At 68.8% G+C, this 16,830-nt stretch carries 15 protein-coding genes; 6 read left to right on the forward strand and 9 right to left on the reverse strand.

Going from position 1 to position 16,830, the window contains the following annotated elements:
- Positions 1–8: 8 nt before the first annotated feature.
- Positions 9–764 carry a hypothetical protein gene (locus ACAM26_RS13715; RefSeq protein WP_132229792.1) on the forward strand — a complete coding sequence of 252 codons (756 nt, stop codon included), beginning with the start codon at positions 9–11 and terminating at the stop codon, positions 762–764.
- Positions 765–769: 5 nt separating this feature from the next.
- On the opposite strand, the gene ACAM26_RS13720 is transcribed toward ACAM26_RS13715, so the two are convergent.
- The 7 genes from ACAM26_RS13720 to ACAM26_RS13750 all read right to left on the reverse strand — a co-directional run bounded on the left by ACAM26_RS13720 (position 770) and on the right by ACAM26_RS13750 (position 9,625).
- The gene (locus tag ACAM26_RS13720) at positions 770–1,666 is read right to left on the reverse strand and encodes a 5'-nucleotidase (protein WP_123140610.1); all 897 of its coding nucleotides are present in this window, start codon (positions 1,664–1,666) and stop codon (positions 770–772) included.
- 24 nt (positions 1,667–1,690) lie between these two features.
- Positions 1,691–2,221 (reverse strand): hypothetical protein, encoded by a 531-nt coding sequence (locus ACAM26_RS13725; protein ID WP_123140609.1) that lies wholly within the window; start codon positions 2,219–2,221, stop codon positions 1,691–1,693.
- Between the two features lie 154 nt (positions 2,222–2,375).
- Positions 2,376–3,005: a ParA family protein gene (locus tag ACAM26_RS13730; RefSeq protein ID WP_123140608.1), complete on the reverse strand. Its 630-nt coding sequence runs from the start codon at positions 3,003–3,005 to the stop codon at positions 2,376–2,378.
- A 77-nt stretch (positions 3,006–3,082) separates the two neighbouring features.
- On the reverse strand, positions 3,083–3,847 hold the full coding sequence (locus tag ACAM26_RS13735) for a hypothetical protein (RefSeq protein WP_369613906.1): 765 nt from the start codon (positions 3,845–3,847) through the stop codon (positions 3,083–3,085).
- Positions 3,848–3,903: 56 nt separating this feature from the next.
- Entirely contained in the window at positions 3,904–4,356 is a 453-nt protein-coding gene (locus ACAM26_RS13740; RefSeq protein ID WP_369613907.1) for a hypothetical protein, read from the reverse strand.
- Positions 4,357–4,445: 89 nt separating this feature from the next.
- Positions 4,446–8,333, reverse strand: a complete 3,888-nt coding sequence (locus tag ACAM26_RS13745; protein WP_369613908.1) for an efflux RND transporter permease subunit — start codon at positions 8,331–8,333, stop codon at positions 4,446–4,448.
- 143 nt (positions 8,334–8,476) lie between these two features.
- On the reverse strand, positions 8,477–9,625 hold the full coding sequence (locus ACAM26_RS13750; RefSeq protein ID WP_223806043.1) for an efflux RND transporter periplasmic adaptor subunit: 1,149 nt from the start codon (positions 9,623–9,625) through the stop codon (positions 8,477–8,479).
- A gap of 452 nt (positions 9,626–10,077) precedes the next feature.
- On the opposite strand from ACAM26_RS13750, the gene ACAM26_RS13755 reads away from it, so the two are divergent.
- Both ACAM26_RS13755 and nadA read left to right on the forward strand, forming a co-directional pair.
- Entirely contained in the window at positions 10,078–11,583 is a 1,506-nt protein-coding gene (locus ACAM26_RS13755; RefSeq protein ID WP_123140603.1) for a dynamin family protein, read from the forward strand.
- 251 nt (positions 11,584–11,834) lie between these two features.
- Positions 11,835–12,878, forward strand: a complete 1,044-nt coding sequence (nadA, locus tag ACAM26_RS13760) for a quinolinate synthase NadA (RefSeq protein ID WP_123142133.1) — start codon at positions 11,835–11,837, stop codon at positions 12,876–12,878.
- A gap of 261 nt (positions 12,879–13,139) precedes the next feature.
- On the opposite strand, the gene ACAM26_RS13765 is transcribed toward nadA, so the two are convergent.
- On the reverse strand, positions 13,140–13,841 hold the full coding sequence (locus ACAM26_RS13765) for a glutamine amidotransferase (RefSeq protein ID WP_123142134.1): 702 nt from the start codon (positions 13,839–13,841) through the stop codon (positions 13,140–13,142).
- A 38-nt stretch (positions 13,842–13,879) separates the two neighbouring features.
- On the reverse strand, positions 13,880–14,278 hold the full coding sequence (locus ACAM26_RS13770; RefSeq protein ID WP_123142135.1) for a hypothetical protein: 399 nt from the start codon (positions 14,276–14,278) through the stop codon (positions 13,880–13,882).
- Between the two features lie 242 nt (positions 14,279–14,520).
- On the opposite strand from ACAM26_RS13770, the gene ACAM26_RS13775 reads away from it, so the two are divergent.
- From ACAM26_RS13775 to ACAM26_RS13785, 3 genes are all read left to right on the forward strand, one after another.
- Complete coding sequence (locus tag ACAM26_RS13775; RefSeq protein WP_123140600.1) at positions 14,521–15,084, forward strand: NapC/NirT family cytochrome c; 564 nt, start codon at positions 14,521–14,523, stop codon at positions 15,082–15,084.
- Positions 15,085–15,115: 31 nt separating this feature from the next.
- Complete coding sequence (locus ACAM26_RS13780; RefSeq protein WP_123140599.1) at positions 15,116–16,075, forward strand: ankyrin repeat domain-containing protein; 960 nt, start codon at positions 15,116–15,118, stop codon at positions 16,073–16,075.
- Positions 16,076–16,213: 138 nt separating this feature from the next.
- Complete coding sequence (locus tag ACAM26_RS13785; protein ID WP_123142136.1) at positions 16,214–16,819, forward strand: cytochrome c4; 606 nt, start codon at positions 16,214–16,216, stop codon at positions 16,817–16,819.
- Positions 16,820–16,830: the final 11 nt, after the last annotated feature.

Consider the following 16,830-nt stretch of genomic DNA (forward strand, 5'->3'; position numbering starts at 1 on the left):
GGGCCGAGATGATGCACAACACCACCCTGCTGCTCGCGCTGACCCTGCTGTTCGGCGGAATCGCTCCGGCCACCGCCGGGAGCATCACCACCAGGATCGAGGACTTCACCAACGGCGGCGGCTTCTTCGCCGAGGTACGGGTCAGCGATCTCGGCCCCGACCGCATCCGCATCACCCTCGATGTCTCCGATCCGGTCAATCCGGGGCTGACCCAGGCCGACCTGCTCGCCCTCTGGTTCGATCTCGCCGATCCCGCGCTGGTGCCCACGTTCACCCGTCTCGACACCAGCGGTGCGACCGCGAGCCTCGCCGACGATGCCAGCCAGGTGTTCCCGAGCGGAGGCGTACTCGATGCCTGGTTCGACGCCGACGCGATCGGCAGCCTCGGCGGCGGCAACAACCTCAATGGCGGTGGCGGCGTGGCGACGGGCTTCGATATCGGCCTGCTGCTCGGGCTCAACGGCGGTCGCGACGGCTTCCAGCAGCAGCGTACCTTCGACCTGGTGCTGCCCGGACTGAGCAGCGCGGCGCTGACCGATCAACGCATCGGGCTGCGGGTCCAGAGCATCGCCGGCGGGGTCTTCGACGGTATCGGCTCGTCGAAGCTGCTCGGCGAGCTGACCGGCACCACGCCGCCGCTGATCGCTACCGGTTTCGCGACCTTTGCAGCGCCATCGGGCAGCATCCCGACCCCTGCCCCCTGGGTGCTGATCGGGCTCGGTCTCGCCGCACTGACCCCCTGGTCACGGCGGCGCACCGGCTGAGCAGCTCAACCGTTGGCCACGCCGTGCGGGACGTGCCCGGTGGCCACCCGCAACCGCGCCGCCTCGCAGTGCTCGGCCTGATCGTCGAAGAAGATGTCGGCGTCGAAGGCCTCGAGGAAGGGTGACTTGCCGAGCCCACCGAGGAACAGCGACTCGTCGAGCCGAATCCCCCAGGCGCGCAGGGTGCGGATCACCCGCTCGTGCGAGGGCGCGCCGCGCGAGGTCACCAGGGCGGTACGCAGCGGCGCGGCAGCGGCCGGGAAAAGCCGCTGCAGCCGATGCAGCGCGACCAGAAACCCCTTGAAGGGCCCGCCCGGCAGCGGATCGTGGGCGGCGGCCGACTCGCTGGCGTTGAACACCGCCAGCCCCTGCTGGCGATAGAGTCGCTCGGCCTCGTCGGAGAACAGTACGGCGTCGCCGTCGAAGGCGATGCGCAACTGGGCGTCGTCGTCGCCGTGCGCGGGTGCGCTGCTCGGCAGCACGGTCGCGGCGGCGCAACCGGCATCGAGCGCCAGACGCACATCGGTGGGATCGGCCGAGAGGAACAGATGGGCGCCGAAGGCGGCGACATAGCGATAGGGGCTCTCGCCCCCGGTGAAGGCGGCGCGCTCGATATCGAGCCCATGCTGGTGAGCGGAGGTGAGCACCCGCAGCCCGGTATCGGAGCTGTTGCGCGAGAGCAGGATCACCTCCACCCGGCCACGATCACCGAGCAGGTCGTTGAGGCTCATCAGCTTGCGCACCAGGGTGAAGGCCACGCCGGGCTCGAGGATCTCCTGCTCGTGGGCAATCTGGTAGGCATGGTAGGCGTCAACGCCCTCCTCCTCGAAGACCCGGTGCGAGGCGCTGAGATCGAACAGCGCGCGCGAGGAGATCGCCACCACCAGCCGCACCTCATCCATCTCCGTCATCATCCCGACAGCCCGCTACCAGGGCATGAACCAGTTCATGAACTGCATCGGCCGGCTGATGCTCTGGTTCATCACCGCCATGTCGTTGCGCATCGACGAGGTCGAGTAGGTCATGTGCTGCATCGCGCGGTCCATCGACTGCAGGCTGTCGAGCATCGGCTCGAGGGTGTTGACGTCATGGGCGAGCGAGTCGACGCCGATGCCCATGTTGCGCATGGTGGCGGTCATCTGGCCCATGTTGTCGGAGATCGACTGCATGTTGCTGGCCAGTACCGTCATGTTGGTGTCGACGCTGATCGCCAGATAGTGCACGTCCTTGGCAAGGCTGAACACCAGATAGAAGCCGTAGGCGGCGAGGATGATGAAGGCGAAGAGGGTCGGGTAGACGATCAGCTCCCAGCGCTTGGCGCTGGTCTCGAAGGCCTGGGAGAGGCGCTCGATCGCGTAGGCGTTGAGGTGCGACTCGGCGGCGACCTCGTCGATGGTCTCGTTGCCGGCGCGTCCCCGCGCCTCCTCCTCGCCCGCTGGGTTCTGATGATCGGCCATGATGAGACAGACTGCTCGTTGTGATTGTCCACCGGCCAGGGCCGGACGACCGGCTCGGAACGCTGATCTTCGAGATTAACAGAATTGCCGCGACGGGCAACACGGACGATCCCAGTGGAAACGGCCAAGTACCGTACGAAGCCGGTCGGCTGGTTCAGACGAGCTCGGGGTAGAGCGCCGCGGCCAGCGCCAGGAACTCGCGCGCGCCCTTGCCCCGGGGCTCGAGCTCGAACACCGCCAGCCCCTCGCTGAAGGAGCGCCGGAACAGGGTGCGCTGCGACAGGCGCGGGCGGATGAAACGGAGACCGGGGAGCGCGACCAGCGCGGCGGCGGCCTCGGCGGTCTCGCGCACCGCGTGATGGGTATCACCGCGGTTGATGAAACCGAGGATCTCGGGCGTGCGCGCGAGCCCCTCCTCGGCGATCAGCCGAATGTAGCGCTGTGCCGACCAGATGTCGGCCTGCGACGGCTGCACCGGCACCAGCACCCGGTCGCACACCGCCAGCGCCCGGCGCATCGCCGCCATGTCGGCGGTGCCGACATCGATCAGCACCTCATCGGCCTCGCCCAGCGCGGGATCATCGAGCGCGGCCAGCGGCTCGACCGCCAGCGCCGGATCGAACCCCTCCTCCCGGCGCACCTCGAGCACGTCGCTGAGGGTGGCCTGGGGGTCGGCATCGATCAGCCGCACCCGGCGCTCGGCCATGGCCAGCCACACCGCAAGATTGAAGGTGACGGTGCTCTTGCCCGAGCCACCCTTGAGACTGCCGACGATGGTGATCATGCTGCACAACTCCTCAACGACTGCTCCCCGGGCGGACCGGGCGGGGCGGCGCCGCCACGCCCGGCGGCGCCTCCTCCCTAGCGCTGCTGCTGTGGCTCGGCGCGGCTATAGTCCTCGGGGACGCTGAACAGGTGATCGGGCTGCGGACCGACGCGGATGGCGTCGAGTTCGCGTACGTAACCCCCGGGGAACTCCTCGCGCACCGCCAGCCCCAGCTCGGGATCGAACCACTGGAAGGTCCGGGTCGGCTGCTGGTTCGGTGCGCTGGCGGTCACCTCCCATTTCTCGACCTGCCGCCCGTCGAGCCGCTCCTCGCCGACCAGATGCAGCTCCATGCGCCGACCATCGGGCATCTCGTACTTCAGCGGCAGTCCGCGCTCGACATCGAGCCACTGGGCGCCGGTGAGGGTCTGGCCGTCGCGGCTGATCGTCATCTCCCACTTGACCGCGGCACGACCGCCGACGGTCTCCTCACCGGCGCGCCGGCAGTTCATCTCCGGCAGCCCGGCACAGGGATTGCGCTCGGCCGAGGGCGCGGGCAGCGGATCATTGCCCGCCTGGGGCGGGAGGCTGCGCTCCATGTAGACGCGCTGCGCCGGCAGCAGCAACCACTCGCGCCCCTGGTCACGATCGACGATGCGCACCATCTCCCGCCCCTCGCGGGTCATCTCGACGCGCATCCGTCCGTCGCCGACATACATCCGCCCCGAGGTCGTCTGCCCGTCCGGGGCGCGACCGAGCATCTCGGCGGAGAACTCGGTCGCCGCCGAGGCCCCCTGGGCCATCGCGGCCAGACCGGCGCCGAGGGCGACGGCCGTCTGCATCCATTGTTTCAACCGCATGACGTCAGCTCCTCCTGATGGTGTGTGGGATGGTGATCGGGACCACGCCGCCGAGGTCAGTCCACGGACCAGGGTGCGGGCCAACCGAGGGGTGGCGGCGCCTGGCCGTCACTCGAACGCTGTCGTCGCGGCCGCCAGTCGCGACTCCTTGTCTCATCACGCTGCATGCGTTCGCGCTCGGTCAGCGGTCGGAAGCGATACTCGATCCCCTCCCCCGGCACCACCAATGGCGCATCGGCGCGACGCCCGGGCTCACGGAAGCGATAGCCCGGAACCTCATCCGTCCTCGCCTCCTCAGCGCCCCAGGGGCGGAAGCGATAGCCGTCGTCGCGAGCGCGCGGCGGCGCTGACCAGACAGGCGGTGCGGCCTGCTGCTCGAGCCCCTGCTCGAAGCCCTGGCGATAGGGTGAATCCGCCCCATCGGGGGCCGACCACAGCGATTGGGCGGCCCCGGGGGCCGCGCACCAGAGCGCGCACACCAGGGTAGCGGCCGACAACCGACGCATCATGAACGTGACTCCTTGCGCACGCTCATGCGGCGACGTGCAACGCAGCGACCTTAGCAGACCGCCCCGGCAGGCGACCAGACGGAGACGACTCAGTCATCGCTCGGCGGCTCCTGGGCGTCATCCTTCAACTGGATGCCACGCCGCCCGCTGCGCTTGGCGGTCTTGCGCGTCGTGGTCGACTTCGCGGTGGTCTTGCGCGCCGTCGTCTTCTTCGCGGTGGCCTTCTTCGCCGTCGTCTTCTTCGCGGTCGTCCTCTTCGCCGGCGACTCGGACTCGGACTCAGGCTCAGGTTTCGGTTCCGGTTCCGGTTCCGGTTCGGCGGCACGCGTCGTGGGCGAGGTATCCGCTGCCGGAGTGTCGCTCGGCGTCGGCGCCGTGGTCCGCGTCGGCGCCGGGCGCTGCGGACGGCGCCGCTCGCGCCAACGCCCGAGCATCCCCTTGAGCGCCTCGAACAGCAGCACGAAGATCGCGCGCACCGCATAGAACACCATCACCAGGATCTCACCGGCCTGGGCGGCGATCCGGCGCATCCGCCCCGCGCCTGGCGCGGCATCGGGACGCGCGCGCTCTGCGGCCTCGGCGGCCTCCTCGCGCTCGGCGAGACAGGGCACCCGCACCCCGGGCGGCGCGCTCGCCGCCGCGACCTCGCACATGGCCTCGCTCGCGGCGACACAGCCGAGCGGGATCACGATCAGGGTGAGCAGGGTCGAGACCACCACGCCCGAGAGCAGCGAGATCGCCATGCCCTGGAAGATCGGGTCGGTGATGATCACGCTGGAGCCGGCGACCAGCGCCAGCGCGGTGATGAGGATCGGGCGCGTGCGGATCTTGCAGGCGCGGATCATCGCCTCGGCCACCGGCACGCCCTTCTGGATCTCGTGGATGGCGAAATCCACCAGCAGGATGGAGTTGCGCACGATGATCCCGGCCAGGGCGATCCAGCCGATCATCGAGGTGGCGGTGAACTCGCCGCCCATGCCCATCGCGAACACCAGCGCGTGGGTGGGGATGATGCCAAGCAGGGTCAGCGGGATCGGCGCCATGATCACCAGCGGGATGCGGAAGTTGCCGAACTCCCACACCACCAGGATGTAGATCAGCACCAGGGCGACGGCGAAGGCCGCGCCCATGTCGCGGAAGGTCTCGAAGGTGACCGTCCACTCACCGGCCCACTGCCAGGCGAGACGCCCGTCGTTGGGCGGCGCGCCGAGCCAGTGGAAGGCATCGCCGAAACCGCCGCCGGCGTTCGGACGCGAGCCGTCCGGGGCGAGGTAGTCCTGCTCGGCCATCAGGTCCTGGACCTGGAACATGGCATAGACCGGCGCGGCCAGACGCCCGCCGACGTCGGCGACGACGTATTCGACCGGGCGCAGATCCTTGTGATAGATCAGATCCTCCTCGGGGGTCAGCACAAAGCGCCCGAGCTCGCTCAACGGCACCGTGAAGCCCTGGTTGGAGAGGATCGGCAGATCGCCCAGACGCTCGATCTGCGAGCGCTCGGCCAGCGGCACCTGGATGACGATCCGGGTCGGCTCGTGACCGCTCTGACGCCCGCTCTGCTGCTTGATGTCGCCCATGGTGGCGCCACCGAGGGCCATCTCGAGGTTGCGGTTGATGGTGTCGACCGAGATGCCGCGACGCACCGCCTTCTCGGTATCGACCTCGAAGCGCCAGTAGTCGAAGTCGTCGCGCAGATAGTTGTCGACATCGCGCGCGCTCGGCGCCTGCCCGAAGAAGGCGGTGACGTCACGCGCGAACTCGCGGCGCAGCTCCGGGGTCGGGCCGTAGATCTCGGCGACCACCGATTGCAGCACCGGCGGTCCCGGCGGCATCTCCACCACCGCGATCCGCGCCCCGGCCTGGTGCGCGGTGGCGGTGATCAGCTCGCGCGCGGCGACCGCGATCTCGTGGCTGCTGCGCTCGCGCGCGTGCTTGTCGGTGAGCTGCACCTGCAGCTCGCCCTGCCAGGGGTCGGAGCGCAGATAGTAGTGGCGCACCATGCCGTTGAAGTCGAACGGTCGCGCGGTGCCGGCATAGAGCTGGATCGCGGTCACCTCGGGCAGGGTGCGCAGCTGCTCGGCGAGCCGGTGGGCGAGATTCGCCGTCACCGGCAGCGCCGTGCCCTCGGGCATGTCGATCACCACCGAGAACTCGGGCTTGTTGTCGAGCGGCATCATCTTCACCGCCACCCACTTGAAGTAGAAGAAGGAGCAGGCGAAGAGGAAGGTGCCCCAGAGCACCAGGCGGAAGATGCGCCGCTTGGCGCGGCTCTCCATCAGCGGGGTGAGCACGCGGCGGAAGAAGCGCTCGAGTCGCTCGGCGTCGCGATGCTCGCGCCGCTCGGCGGCGGCGAGATAGCCCATCGAGGGGCGCAGCCACTTGGAGATCGCCAGATAGGGGGTGAAGACGAAGGCGGCGAACAGCGAGACGAACATCGCCACCGAGCCGAGCACCGGGATCGGCGCCATGTAGGGCCCCATCATGCCGCTGACGAAGCCCATCGGCAGCAGCGCCGCGATCACCGTGAAGGTGGCGAGGATGGTCGGGTTGCCGACCTCGCGCACCGCGTCGACCGCGGTGGCCTCGTCGGTGCGGCCCTCGGCCAGCCAGCGTCGGTAGATGTTCTCGACCACCACGATGGCATCGTCGACGAGGATGCCGATGGAGAAGATCAGCGCAAACAGGCTCACCCGGTCGATGGTGAACTCGCCCACCCAGGCGATGAACACCGTCATGAACAGCACCACCGGGATCACCAGCATCACCACCAGCGCCGGGCGCACCGCGCGGAAGGCGATGAGCACCAGCACCACCACGAACAGGGTGGCCTTGATCAGCTTCCAGATCAGCTCCGAGACCTTCTGATCGGCCGACTCACCGTAGTTGCGGGTGACGCTGACCTCGACGTTGTCGGGGATGCGCGTACCGCGCAGCTCCTCGACCCGCTCGAGGATGGCATCGGCCACGGTCACGCCGTTGCTCAGCTCCTTCTTGGCGATGGCGAGGGTGACGGCGGGACGACCGTCGGCGCGGGTCTCGATCTCGGCGGCAGGTCCGGTGTAATAGGTGACGAGCTGGCTGGCGTCCTCGGGTCCGAGCCGGATCTCGGCCACATCGTGCATGTAGACCGGGATGTCGTTGTAGGTGCCGACCACCAGCCGGTTGATGTCCTCGACCCCGGTGAGGAAGGCGCCGGTGGTGACGGTGAAGTGCGCGCCGCGCGACTCGACGTCGCCGGCGGTGGTCTCGGCGTTGGCGCTCCTCAGCGTCTGCGCCACCTGGTCGAGACTGATGCGATAGCCCGAGAGCCGCTCGGGCGAGACGTCGATGGTGACCTGCTCGCGCCGCCCGCCGACGATGAAGGCGTTGCCGGTGTCCTCGACCTGCTTGAGCGCCTGCAGCAGGTCCTGGGCGAGCAGGCGCAGCTGGCCGTCGTCGACGTCGGCGATGCCGTTGTCGTCGAGATCCTTCGACCACAGCGTCAGGGTGACGATGGGCACATCGTTGATCCCCTTGCTCTTGACCAGGGGCGGCAGCACACCCGGCGGGATCAGGTCCATGTTGGAGGCGAGCTTGTCGTTGACCTTGACCAACGAGGGGCCCATCTCCTCGCCGACGTCGAACTCGACGGTCACCAGCCCCTCGCCGCGCCGCGAGGCCGAGTAGACGTGCTTGACCCCGGGGATCTCGCTGATCAGCCGCTCCAGCGGCTGGGTGGCAAGGTTGGCCACCTGCTGCGCCGAGGCGCCCGGGTACTGCACCATGATGTCGATCATGGGCACCGAGATCTGCGGATCCTCCTGGCGCGGGGTCATCATCAACCCGAGCAGCCCCATCATCAGCATCGCCGCGTAGAACAGCGGCGAGAGCGGCGAGCGGATGAAGAAGCGGGCGGTGCGCCCGGCGATGCCGAGATGCGCGTCGTCGGCGAGACGGGTGTCTTGATCCGAGGTCATGGGGGTTACGTCTTGGCTCATGTCGAATCCAGCTTGTACGGGCCAGCGCGGCGTGGCGGCGATCGGCGGACGCCCGCAGCGGGCGTCGCTGCCCAGCGGCGCGACGGTCGCAGGCCGTCACGCCGGGTCGCGGGCGGTCCTGCGCGCCGCGACCGGTTGATCCGTCAGTGCCCGGCGTCCTCGCCTCGGGCCCAGCCGGCACTCACCCCGGGACCGGGGTCGGCGAGCACTCGCTCGCCCGGGCGCAGCCCGCTGAGCACGGTGATGAAACCGCCCTCGAGCGACTCGCCGACACGGATCAGGCGCAGCTTGGCTGCGCCCTCGGTGTCGAGCACATAGACCCCGGGCAGGCTGCCGTTGTAGCGCACCGCCGAGCGCGGCACGACCGGGTTGGCACGCGCCGGGGCGTTGTGATCGGGCACCAGCACCTTGGCGTACATCCCCGGCTCGGAGACGCCCTGGGGCAGGTCGAACTTGATCTTGATGGTGTGACGCTGGGGGTCGGCCATGGGGAAGATCTGCGCCACCCGGACCGGCACGCGCTGGTTCGAGGGGTCGATCTCGGCCTGCAGCATCATCCCCTCGCGCAGCCCCGCACGCAGTCGCGCCGGGACGTCGACCTCGACCTGGAGATACTCGATGTCGGCATAGTTGAGCAGCGGCTGCCCCGGCTGCACGGTGTCGCCGACCTCGACGAATTTCTTCACGATCACACCGTCGAAGGGCGCAATGCCGCGGGCATCGCGGATCTTGGCGTCGAGCGCCTGCAGCTCGGCCTGCAGACGCAGCATCAGGTTCTGCGCCTCCTGGATCTGCACGCCGGAGGCGAACAGGTCGGCCGAGCGCTCGGCGCTGCGATCACGCTCGCCGATGAAGGACTCGACCGGACGGGTGAACATCTGATCGAACAGGTTGGGCAGACCCATGCCGCCGGGCACCGCGCGCGACTGCGGCGAGAAGATCTCGCGGGTGTACTGCACCCCGGCGTTGCGCAGCTGGGCGTCGGCGCTGGCCATCTGCGCGAGCAGCGCACGGCGCTTGGCCAGCAACTCGGCGTCGCCGATGGCCACCAGCAGCTCGGCGTCATCGAAGGCGTCGCCCTCGCGCCCGGCGATGAAGGTCACGCGCCCGGGGAGCTGGGCGGCGAGCATCACCTCCTTGTAGGGGACCACGGTCCCGCCGATGGAGACCGTCGGCGCACCCTGCGCCTGCTGGACGACGAAGGTCTCGTCCGGACCGCCCTGCCCCTGCGCCGTGTTTGCGGCGCCCACCAGGGCGAGGGCGAACAGCCACGCGGCTGAGGCCTTTCTCATCTGTATTGCCATCGGATCGCACACCAAACGCTGTGTGTTGAGTCGGAAGCCCGAAGGGCGCGATTGCGGTTCGGAGCGGAACTCGGACACCGTCGGGGGGGAGGGTCGTTGAGCCCGGCGCGCGTCCGTCTTTTCATGGACCAGGCGATCTTCGGCCGGGTACTGCGAGACATGCCAGGTGCCGCATCCCTGTGCTCCGGACGGCGCAGTTGTCCAGTATGCCTGTGTCGCCGCGAGACATTCAACCCAGGCCACGGGCCCGTTCCCGGGGACATGCAGACCGCCGCGCGGTCGACTATCACTGGCCTGGGGGTTCGTTGTAACATCGCGGGCCATCGCGCGCCGGGAAACCGCAGGTGAGCCCGATACTGAAGTGCGCGTCCGCCGCGACGTGCCCGGCACACACCCGCAAGCGACAAGCGCACGGACCATCGCAGAGAGGAACCCAATCCATGCCGTCTACCGCTGACGCTGTGCAGCAGCGCCTGAAGGAACTGGAGTCCCACCTGGAGCAGGAGAACCCGGTCCTGCTCAGTGCCGTGCAGAGCTTCCGGGAGATCGACGAGGTCGCCTACGCCACCGGCGTTCTGCAGACCAATCAGACCTTCTCCAGTCAGATCCCCTGGTGGCCGCTGATCTCGGTGCTCGGCACCTTCTCGGCGGGCAAGTCGACCTTCATCAATCACTATCTCGGCGAGAAGCTCCAGCGCACCGGCAACCAGGCCGTCGACGACCGCTTCACCGTCGTCGTCTACAGCGCCGACCCGATCAGCCACTCGCTGCCCGGGGTCTCGCTCGACTCCGACCCGCGCTTCCCCTTCTACCAGATGTCGCGCGACATCGCCCATGTCGACACCGCCGAGGACAGCGGCGACGGCAACCGCATCGATACCTATCTGCAGCTCAAGACCTGTCACAGCGACCGGCTGCGCGGCAAGATCCTGATCGACTCCCCGGGCTTCGACGCCGATGCCCAGCGCACCACCATCCTGCGCCTGACCGATCACATGATCGACCTCTCCGACCTGGTGCTGGTGATGTTCGACGCCCGTCACCCCGAGCCCGGGGCGATGCGCGACACCCTCAAGCACCTGGTGCGCGACACCATCAACCGGGCCGACTCGGGCAAGTTCCTCTATATCCTCAACCAGATGGACTCGGCGGCCACCGAGGATAACCCCGAGGACGTGGTCGCCGCCTGGTTGCGCGCGCTCGGCGAGGCCGGACTCACCGCCGGGCGCTTCTACACCGTCTACAGCCCGGACGCCGGCACCACCATCGCCGACGAGCACCGGCGCGCGCGCTTCGAGAAGAAGCGCGACGAGGATCTCGCCGAGATCTATCTGCGCATGGAGCGCGTCGAGATCGAGCGCGCCTACCGCATCGTCGCCGCGCTGCGCAAGACCGCCACCGACTTCACCGACGGCTCGATGGCGCTGCTGCAACAGGCCAAGCGTCGCTGGCGTCGTCGCACCCTGGTCACCGAGACCATCCTGCTCGCGCTGCTGGCCGGCGCCTTCATGGTCTGGAGCCTGCGGGCCGGACACTGGCACGGGCTGGTCTACGACCCGCAGTGGCTCGACCTCTTCACCACCGTCTCCTGGGGGCTGTGGGGGCTCGAGGGCGTGATCGCGGTGCTGGTGATCGGCGGGCACTTCACCATCCGCCGACTGGCGGCGCTGAGCGTGATGCCCTGGCTGCGCAAGCAGGTCGAGAAGCACAACCCGCCGGGCGACGTGATCGGCGCCTTCCAGCGCAACACCCGCTTCTGGCGCACCGTGCTCTCGGGCTCGCCGATCGGCTGGAGTCGCAGGAGCCGCAACACCATCGACGAGGTGCTGCAGAACTGCGAGAACTATATCCAGACCCTCAACGAGCGCTTCACCAACCCGCGCGGCCTGCCCGACAAGCCGCGCCGGGGGCAGTCCGCAACCGAAAGCGACTCCGCCTCGGCCTGACCTGACCGCTCCGGGTTCGCCCGGAGGAGAGCTTGCCACCGGCCGACCCCGGCCGGTGGCGACACGGCGCTGCGGCGCCACCATGCACCCCCCGTCCACCAGCCCACGGATGGCGCTGCTCGCCACGGCGCGGCGACACGCCTGGACGGGAGCATTCATACCCGAGACCGGTCCAATGCCATGACATCGGCCCGCGACGAACCCGTCTGCGGCGCCAGGCCGGACCCCAGACGAACCACTAGAGAACGACCATGCCAAACGCGACCACGGGGGGTGGCTCCCGCCCCACTGTCCAGGTACCGCCCCAGCCCCAATGGCCCATCCTCAGCGCCGACGAGAAGCGCGCCACCAAGGAGCGCATCGCCAAACTGCTCAAGGCGCAGGACGCGGTACTGGTCGCCCATTACTACACCGACGGCGACCTCCAGGAACTGGCCGAGGAAACCGGCGGCCGGGTCGCCGATTCGCTCGAGATGGCGCGCTTCGGTACCCAGACCGAGGCCAGCACCCTGGTCGTCTGCGGGGTGCGCTTCATGGGCGAGACGGCCAAGATCCTCAACCCCGAGAAGCGGGTGCTGATGCCCGATCTGAGCGCCACCTGCTCGCTCGACGAGGGTTGCCCGCCAGCAGACTTCGCCGCCTTCTGCGCCGCCCATCCGGATCACACCGTGGTGGTCTACGCCAACACCAGCGCCGAGGTGAAGGCACACGCCGACTGGATGGTGACCTCGAGCATCGCGCTCCCGGTGGTGCGCCACCTTGCAGAGCGCGGCGAAAAGATCCTGTGGGCGCCTGACCGCCATCTCGGCCACTATGTCCAGCGCATGACCGGCGCCGAGATGCTGATGTGGGACGGCGCCTGCGTGGTCCACGAGGAGTTCAAGTCGTACGCCCTCGAACGCGTGCGCGCGCTACACCCCGACGCGGCGGTGCTGGTCCACCCCGAATCACCCGATGCGGTGGTCGAGCAGGCCGACGTGGTCGGCTCGACCACCCAGCTGATCCGCGCGGTCACCGAGCTGCCCAACCCCGAGTTCATCGTCGCCACCGACACCGGCATCTTCTGGAAGATGCGTCAGCTCGCCCCCCACAAGACGCTGATCCCGGCCCCCACCGCCGGCGAGGGCGCGACCTGCGAGAGCTGCGCGCACTGTCCGTGGATGGCGATGAACGCGCTGCAGAACCTCGAGCGCGTGCTGCGCGAGGGCGACCAGGAGATCCGGGTCGAGGACGCCATCCGCGAGCGCGCGGTACGCCCGATCCAGCGCATGCTCGATTTCTCCGCGCAGCGCTAGAGGCCATCACGCCAGCGACCAGCGACCAGCCACCAGCCACCAGCCACCAGCCACCAGTGGCTGACTACCCTCAAGCGCTGGTGCCAAAGACCTGCACCACGGATGCGGGCAAGACGTGCCCTCGTCGAGGGTGCGCTCCCACTGGCTGCTGGAGACTGGCCGCTTACGACTTGAGGCTCTTTGCGCCCTTCGCGCCTTCGCGGTTCAATCTCCCCGGCTGGGCGCTGGCGGCTGGCGGCTGGCGGCTGGCGGCTGGGCACCCTACCGCCCGCTCACCAAAGCGGCGAAGCGTTGGAGCAGGCCGGCCGCCTCGGGAGTGTCGACGACCTCGACCTCGGACCCGCGCGCGCCCAGGGCGTCGATCTGGCGATCGACATAGACCTGGGTCGCCTCGCGATCGAACTCGGGATGGAACTGTACGCCCCAGGCCGACGCACCCAGGCGCAATGCCTGATGGGGATCGTGGTCGTTGGCTGCCAGCACCCGGGCACCGGGCGGGGGGCGCAAGACCGACTGGGCATGGGTGACCGGCGCCACGAAGCGATCGGGCAGCCCACCGAACAGCGGATCGTCGTGCGCCGCCGCGCTCAGCCGAACCTCGACACAGCCGAGTTCGAGTCCGCGCGGATTGAAGCCGACCTCGCCGCCGCAGGCGCGGGCGAGCAACTGGTGCCCGTAGCAGATCCCGAGTACCGGCACCCGGCGCGCCAACACCCCCGAGAGCCACCGCTCGATGCCCAGACTCCAGGGCGCGGCCTCGCTGACCATGGCGTGCGAGCCGGTGATCACCACCGCGGCGAGTTCATCGGGCGCGGGCAAGGATGCGCCCGCCGCAGCGTCGACCACCCGCCAGGCGCGATCGCTGCCGAGACCGGTGCGGATCCAGTCCTCGAAGTCACCTCGACGCGCGACCAGCTCGCCGAAGGTCCGGCCGACCTTGATGATGCAACAACGTCCTTGCATGAATCCCATCCCCCGAGAGATCCGCCGTCGCTACCGACTCAACGCCCGGCGGCCAGCCAGGCACATGCCGCGGCGACGTCGAAGAAGTACGTGAAACACACCCCGGTGTTGGCTGCGGTCGTGCGATGGAATTCAGCATGGGCACGCAGCGCCTCACGCTCCAGGATCGCGACCTCACGCGGCGGGTGCTGGCGCAGCGGCAACTCGCGCATCAGGAAGTAGACCGAGGCCAGCGAGGGACGGCCGTGCAGCCGGCGCACATCGACCAGCACCCGCCCCGAGACCCTGCACAGACGATCCAGCAGCAGCTCGGCCATCAGCATGGCGTTCTGGTCGTCGGAGACACCGGAGACACGGATCGTGACGGCGTCACCGAGCAGTCCATCGTCGATCGCGAAGGCGGTGGCGAGCACCTGCCGCACGACATCGGGGCTCACGGAGACCCCATGAGCGGGGATCAACTGCGATAGCACCACTCCACCTCCGACCAGTGATTCACGGCGGCGTTCCCGGCACACGTCCACGTCCGGAATACGCCCGCCAACCTCGGACACGGGCGCCGGCCTTGGCAACCACAGACCAATTCACTTAAGATCAATGACAATTATCAAGAAGGCGGAGCGACCTCCTGGGCGTGCTCGGGACCGGTCACCAACCGCCGTCGGGGAGGATGGTCCGTATGCCCCAGCGCAAGACGTCTCGGCGCAGATTCTCCATGGCAGTCCTGGTTCTGATGTTCTTTGCCGGCATCGGCTTCGTCGCCGCGCTCGACTTCGGCATCCGCTCCACCAACACCATGGAGTTCTGCACCTCCTGTCACACGATGCATACCAACTTCGAGGAGTACAAGGAGACACTCCACTACAAAAACCCCTCGGGCGTACAGGCGACTTGCGCCGACTGCCATGTCCCCAAGGCGCTGTGGCCAAAGCTGGTCACCAAGGTCATCGCCGTCAAGGACGTCTACCACGAGCTGGTCGGCACCATCGACACCCCCGAGAAGTTCGAGGCGCGTCGCTGGGAGATGGCCTCGCGGGTCTGGGCGAAGATGGAGCGCAGCGACTCGCGCGAGTGCCGCACCTGCCACGACTTCTCCAGCATGGACCTCTCCGAACAGGGGCGCTCGGCGCGTAGCCGTCACGCCGCCGCCGAGGACAAGGGACAGACCTGCATCGACTGTCACAAGGGCATCGTCCACGAAGAGCCCTACGAGCCGCTGCCCGAAACGGCCGCCGCCGATTGAGGTCGGCGCCCGCGCAACGACGAGGCCGGAGATGATGACCAGCAACAGGACCTGCCGCCGCGCCCCGAGGATCTCCCTGCTCGCCGCCTTGCTGCTCGGCGCGGGCGGCGCCGGGGCGGCCGACCTTGCCACCGAGCTCAGGCTCAATGCCATGGTCGGAGACACCGAGACCATGGCCGAACTGCTCGACCGCGGCGCCCCCGTCGATGCCGCCAACGCCTTCGGCAAGACCGCGCTGATGTTCGCCGTCGAGGCCGACGAGCTGGAGACGGTGGCGCTGCTGCTGACCCGTGGCGCAACGGTCAACGCCCGCACCGTCGCCGGCTGCACCCCGCTGACCTTTGCCGCCGAGGGCGGACATATCGGCATCTCGGCGCTGCTGATCGCACGCGGCGCCCATGTCCACGACCGCACCCGCGCCGGCTGGGACGCGCTGATGATCGCCGCGCGTCACGGCATCCTCGAGATGGTCGAACAGCTGCTGTTCCGCGGCGCCGATCCCAAGGCCGCCGATCGCGACGGTCGCACCGCGCTGATGCAGGCGGCCGAACGCGGCCATGTCGCCCTGGTCGCACCGCTGCTCGGGGCCGGCGCCGAGCTCGAGTCGCGCGACCGCGACGGCGCCACCGCGCTGCTGATCGCCGCCGACCGCGGCCAGCTCGAGATGGCCCGCGCCCTGCTCGAGGCCGGCGCCGAGGTCAACGCCCGCGACGCGCTCGGCGCCACCGCGCTGATCCTCGCCGCCAGCCAGGGCCACCACGAGCTGGCGCGATTGCTGCTGGAACAGGGCGCCAACCCCAATCTGCAAGACAGCGACGGCACCACGGCGTTGATGGAGGCCATCTCGACCGATCACAACGCCCTGATCGATCTCCTGATCGACTATCGCGCAAACCCCGCTCTCGAGGATGCGCAGGGACGCACCGCGGCGGACCGCGCCCGCCAGCTCGACAATCGCGAGGCGATCGAGCTGCTGGCCCGCGGTCACTGATCCCGCTCGCCGCCGGGCGACGACACGACTCCGCGCACCGCGCACTTGCTCAAGAGGCAGTGGCCCAGGCCGCTACCCCTCAGCCGCCGACGCCCCGGAGGGCGTCGGTCTACCGCAAAGATGCAACAGGAGGAAGGAATGGCCGACTCGATCCGCAACAGACTGTCCCTGACCGCGGGACTCCTCGCGCTCGGACTCGTCTCCGCCGCACAGGCCGGAGACGCCACCCCGGAGATGCTCGCCAACGCCTGTGCCGGCTGTCACGGCACCGAGGGCAACAGCATGGGGCCGGCGGCGCCCAGCATCTCGGCGATGGACCCGCTGGTATTCGTCGACACCATGGAGGCGTTCAAGAGCGGAGACACCTACTCGACCGTGATGGGCCGCATCGCCAAGGGCTATGACACCGCCGAGTTCGAGGCGATGGCCGAATACTTCCATGGCCAGCCCTATCGCCCAGCCCCCCAGGACTACGACGCGGCACTGGTCGACACCGGCGCCGAGCTCCACGACCGCTTCTGCGAGAAGTGCCACGCCGAAGGCGGCATCCCGCTGGTCGACGAGGAGGACTACAACATCCTCGCCGGACAGTGGATGCCCTATCTGCGCTACGCCATGGAGGACTTCCGCGCCGATCGTCGCGAGCTGCCGAAGAAGATGCGCAGCAAGCTCGAGGACCTGCTCGAGCGCCACGGCGAGGACGGTCTCGAAGCCCTGTACGCCTTCTACGCCAGCCAACAATAAGGACATCGGAG

The sequence above is a fragment of the Marichromatium sp. PS1 genome, from assembly GCF_041155115.1.
GTDB lineage: Bacteria > Pseudomonadota > Gammaproteobacteria > Chromatiales > Chromatiaceae > Marichromatium > Marichromatium gracile.

What these genes read in the sequence shown, in the direction of transcription:
- ACAM26_RS13715 (WP_132229792.1), top strand. Translation starts at nt 9, where the DNA reads ATGATGCACAACACCACCCTGCTGCTCGCGCTGACCCTGCTGTTCGGC.
- ACAM26_RS13720 (WP_123140610.1), bottom strand. Translation starts at nt 1,666, where the DNA reads ATGGATGAGGTGCGGCTGGTGGTGGCGATCTCCTCGCGCGCGCTGTTC.
- ACAM26_RS13725 (WP_123140609.1), bottom strand. Translation starts at nt 2,221, where the DNA reads ATGGCCGATCATCAGAACCCAGCGGGCGAGGAGGAGGCGCGGGGACGC.
- ACAM26_RS13730 (WP_123140608.1), bottom strand. Translation starts at nt 3,005, where the DNA reads ATGATCACCATCGTCGGCAGTCTCAAGGGTGGCTCGGGCAAGAGCACC.
- ACAM26_RS13735 (WP_369613906.1), bottom strand. Translation starts at nt 3,847, where the DNA reads ATGCGGTTGAAACAATGGATGCAGACGGCCGTCGCCCTCGGCGCCGGT.
- ACAM26_RS13740 (WP_369613907.1), bottom strand. Translation starts at nt 4,356, where the DNA reads ATGATGCGTCGGTTGTCGGCCGCTACCCTGGTGTGCGCGCTCTGGTGC.
- ACAM26_RS13745 (WP_369613908.1), bottom strand. Translation starts at nt 8,333, where the DNA reads ATGAGCCAAGACGTAACCCCCATGACCTCGGATCAAGACACCCGTCTC.
- ACAM26_RS13750 (WP_223806043.1), bottom strand. Translation starts at nt 9,625, where the DNA reads ATGAGAAAGGCCTCAGCCGCGTGGCTGTTCGCCCTCGCCCTGGTGGGC.
- ACAM26_RS13755 (WP_123140603.1), top strand. Translation starts at nt 10,078, where the DNA reads ATGCCGTCTACCGCTGACGCTGTGCAGCAGCGCCTGAAGGAACTGGAG.
- nadA (WP_123142133.1), top strand. Translation starts at nt 11,835, where the DNA reads ATGCCAAACGCGACCACGGGGGGTGGCTCCCGCCCCACTGTCCAGGTA.
- ACAM26_RS13765 (WP_123142134.1), bottom strand. Translation starts at nt 13,841, where the DNA reads ATGCAAGGACGTTGTTGCATCATCAAGGTCGGCCGGACCTTCGGCGAG.
- ACAM26_RS13775 (WP_123140600.1), top strand. Translation starts at nt 14,521, where the DNA reads ATGCCCCAGCGCAAGACGTCTCGGCGCAGATTCTCCATGGCAGTCCTG.
- ACAM26_RS13780 (WP_123140599.1), top strand. Translation starts at nt 15,116, where the DNA reads ATGATGACCAGCAACAGGACCTGCCGCCGCGCCCCGAGGATCTCCCTG.
- ACAM26_RS13785 (WP_123142136.1), top strand. Translation starts at nt 16,214, where the DNA reads ATGGCCGACTCGATCCGCAACAGACTGTCCCTGACCGCGGGACTCCTC.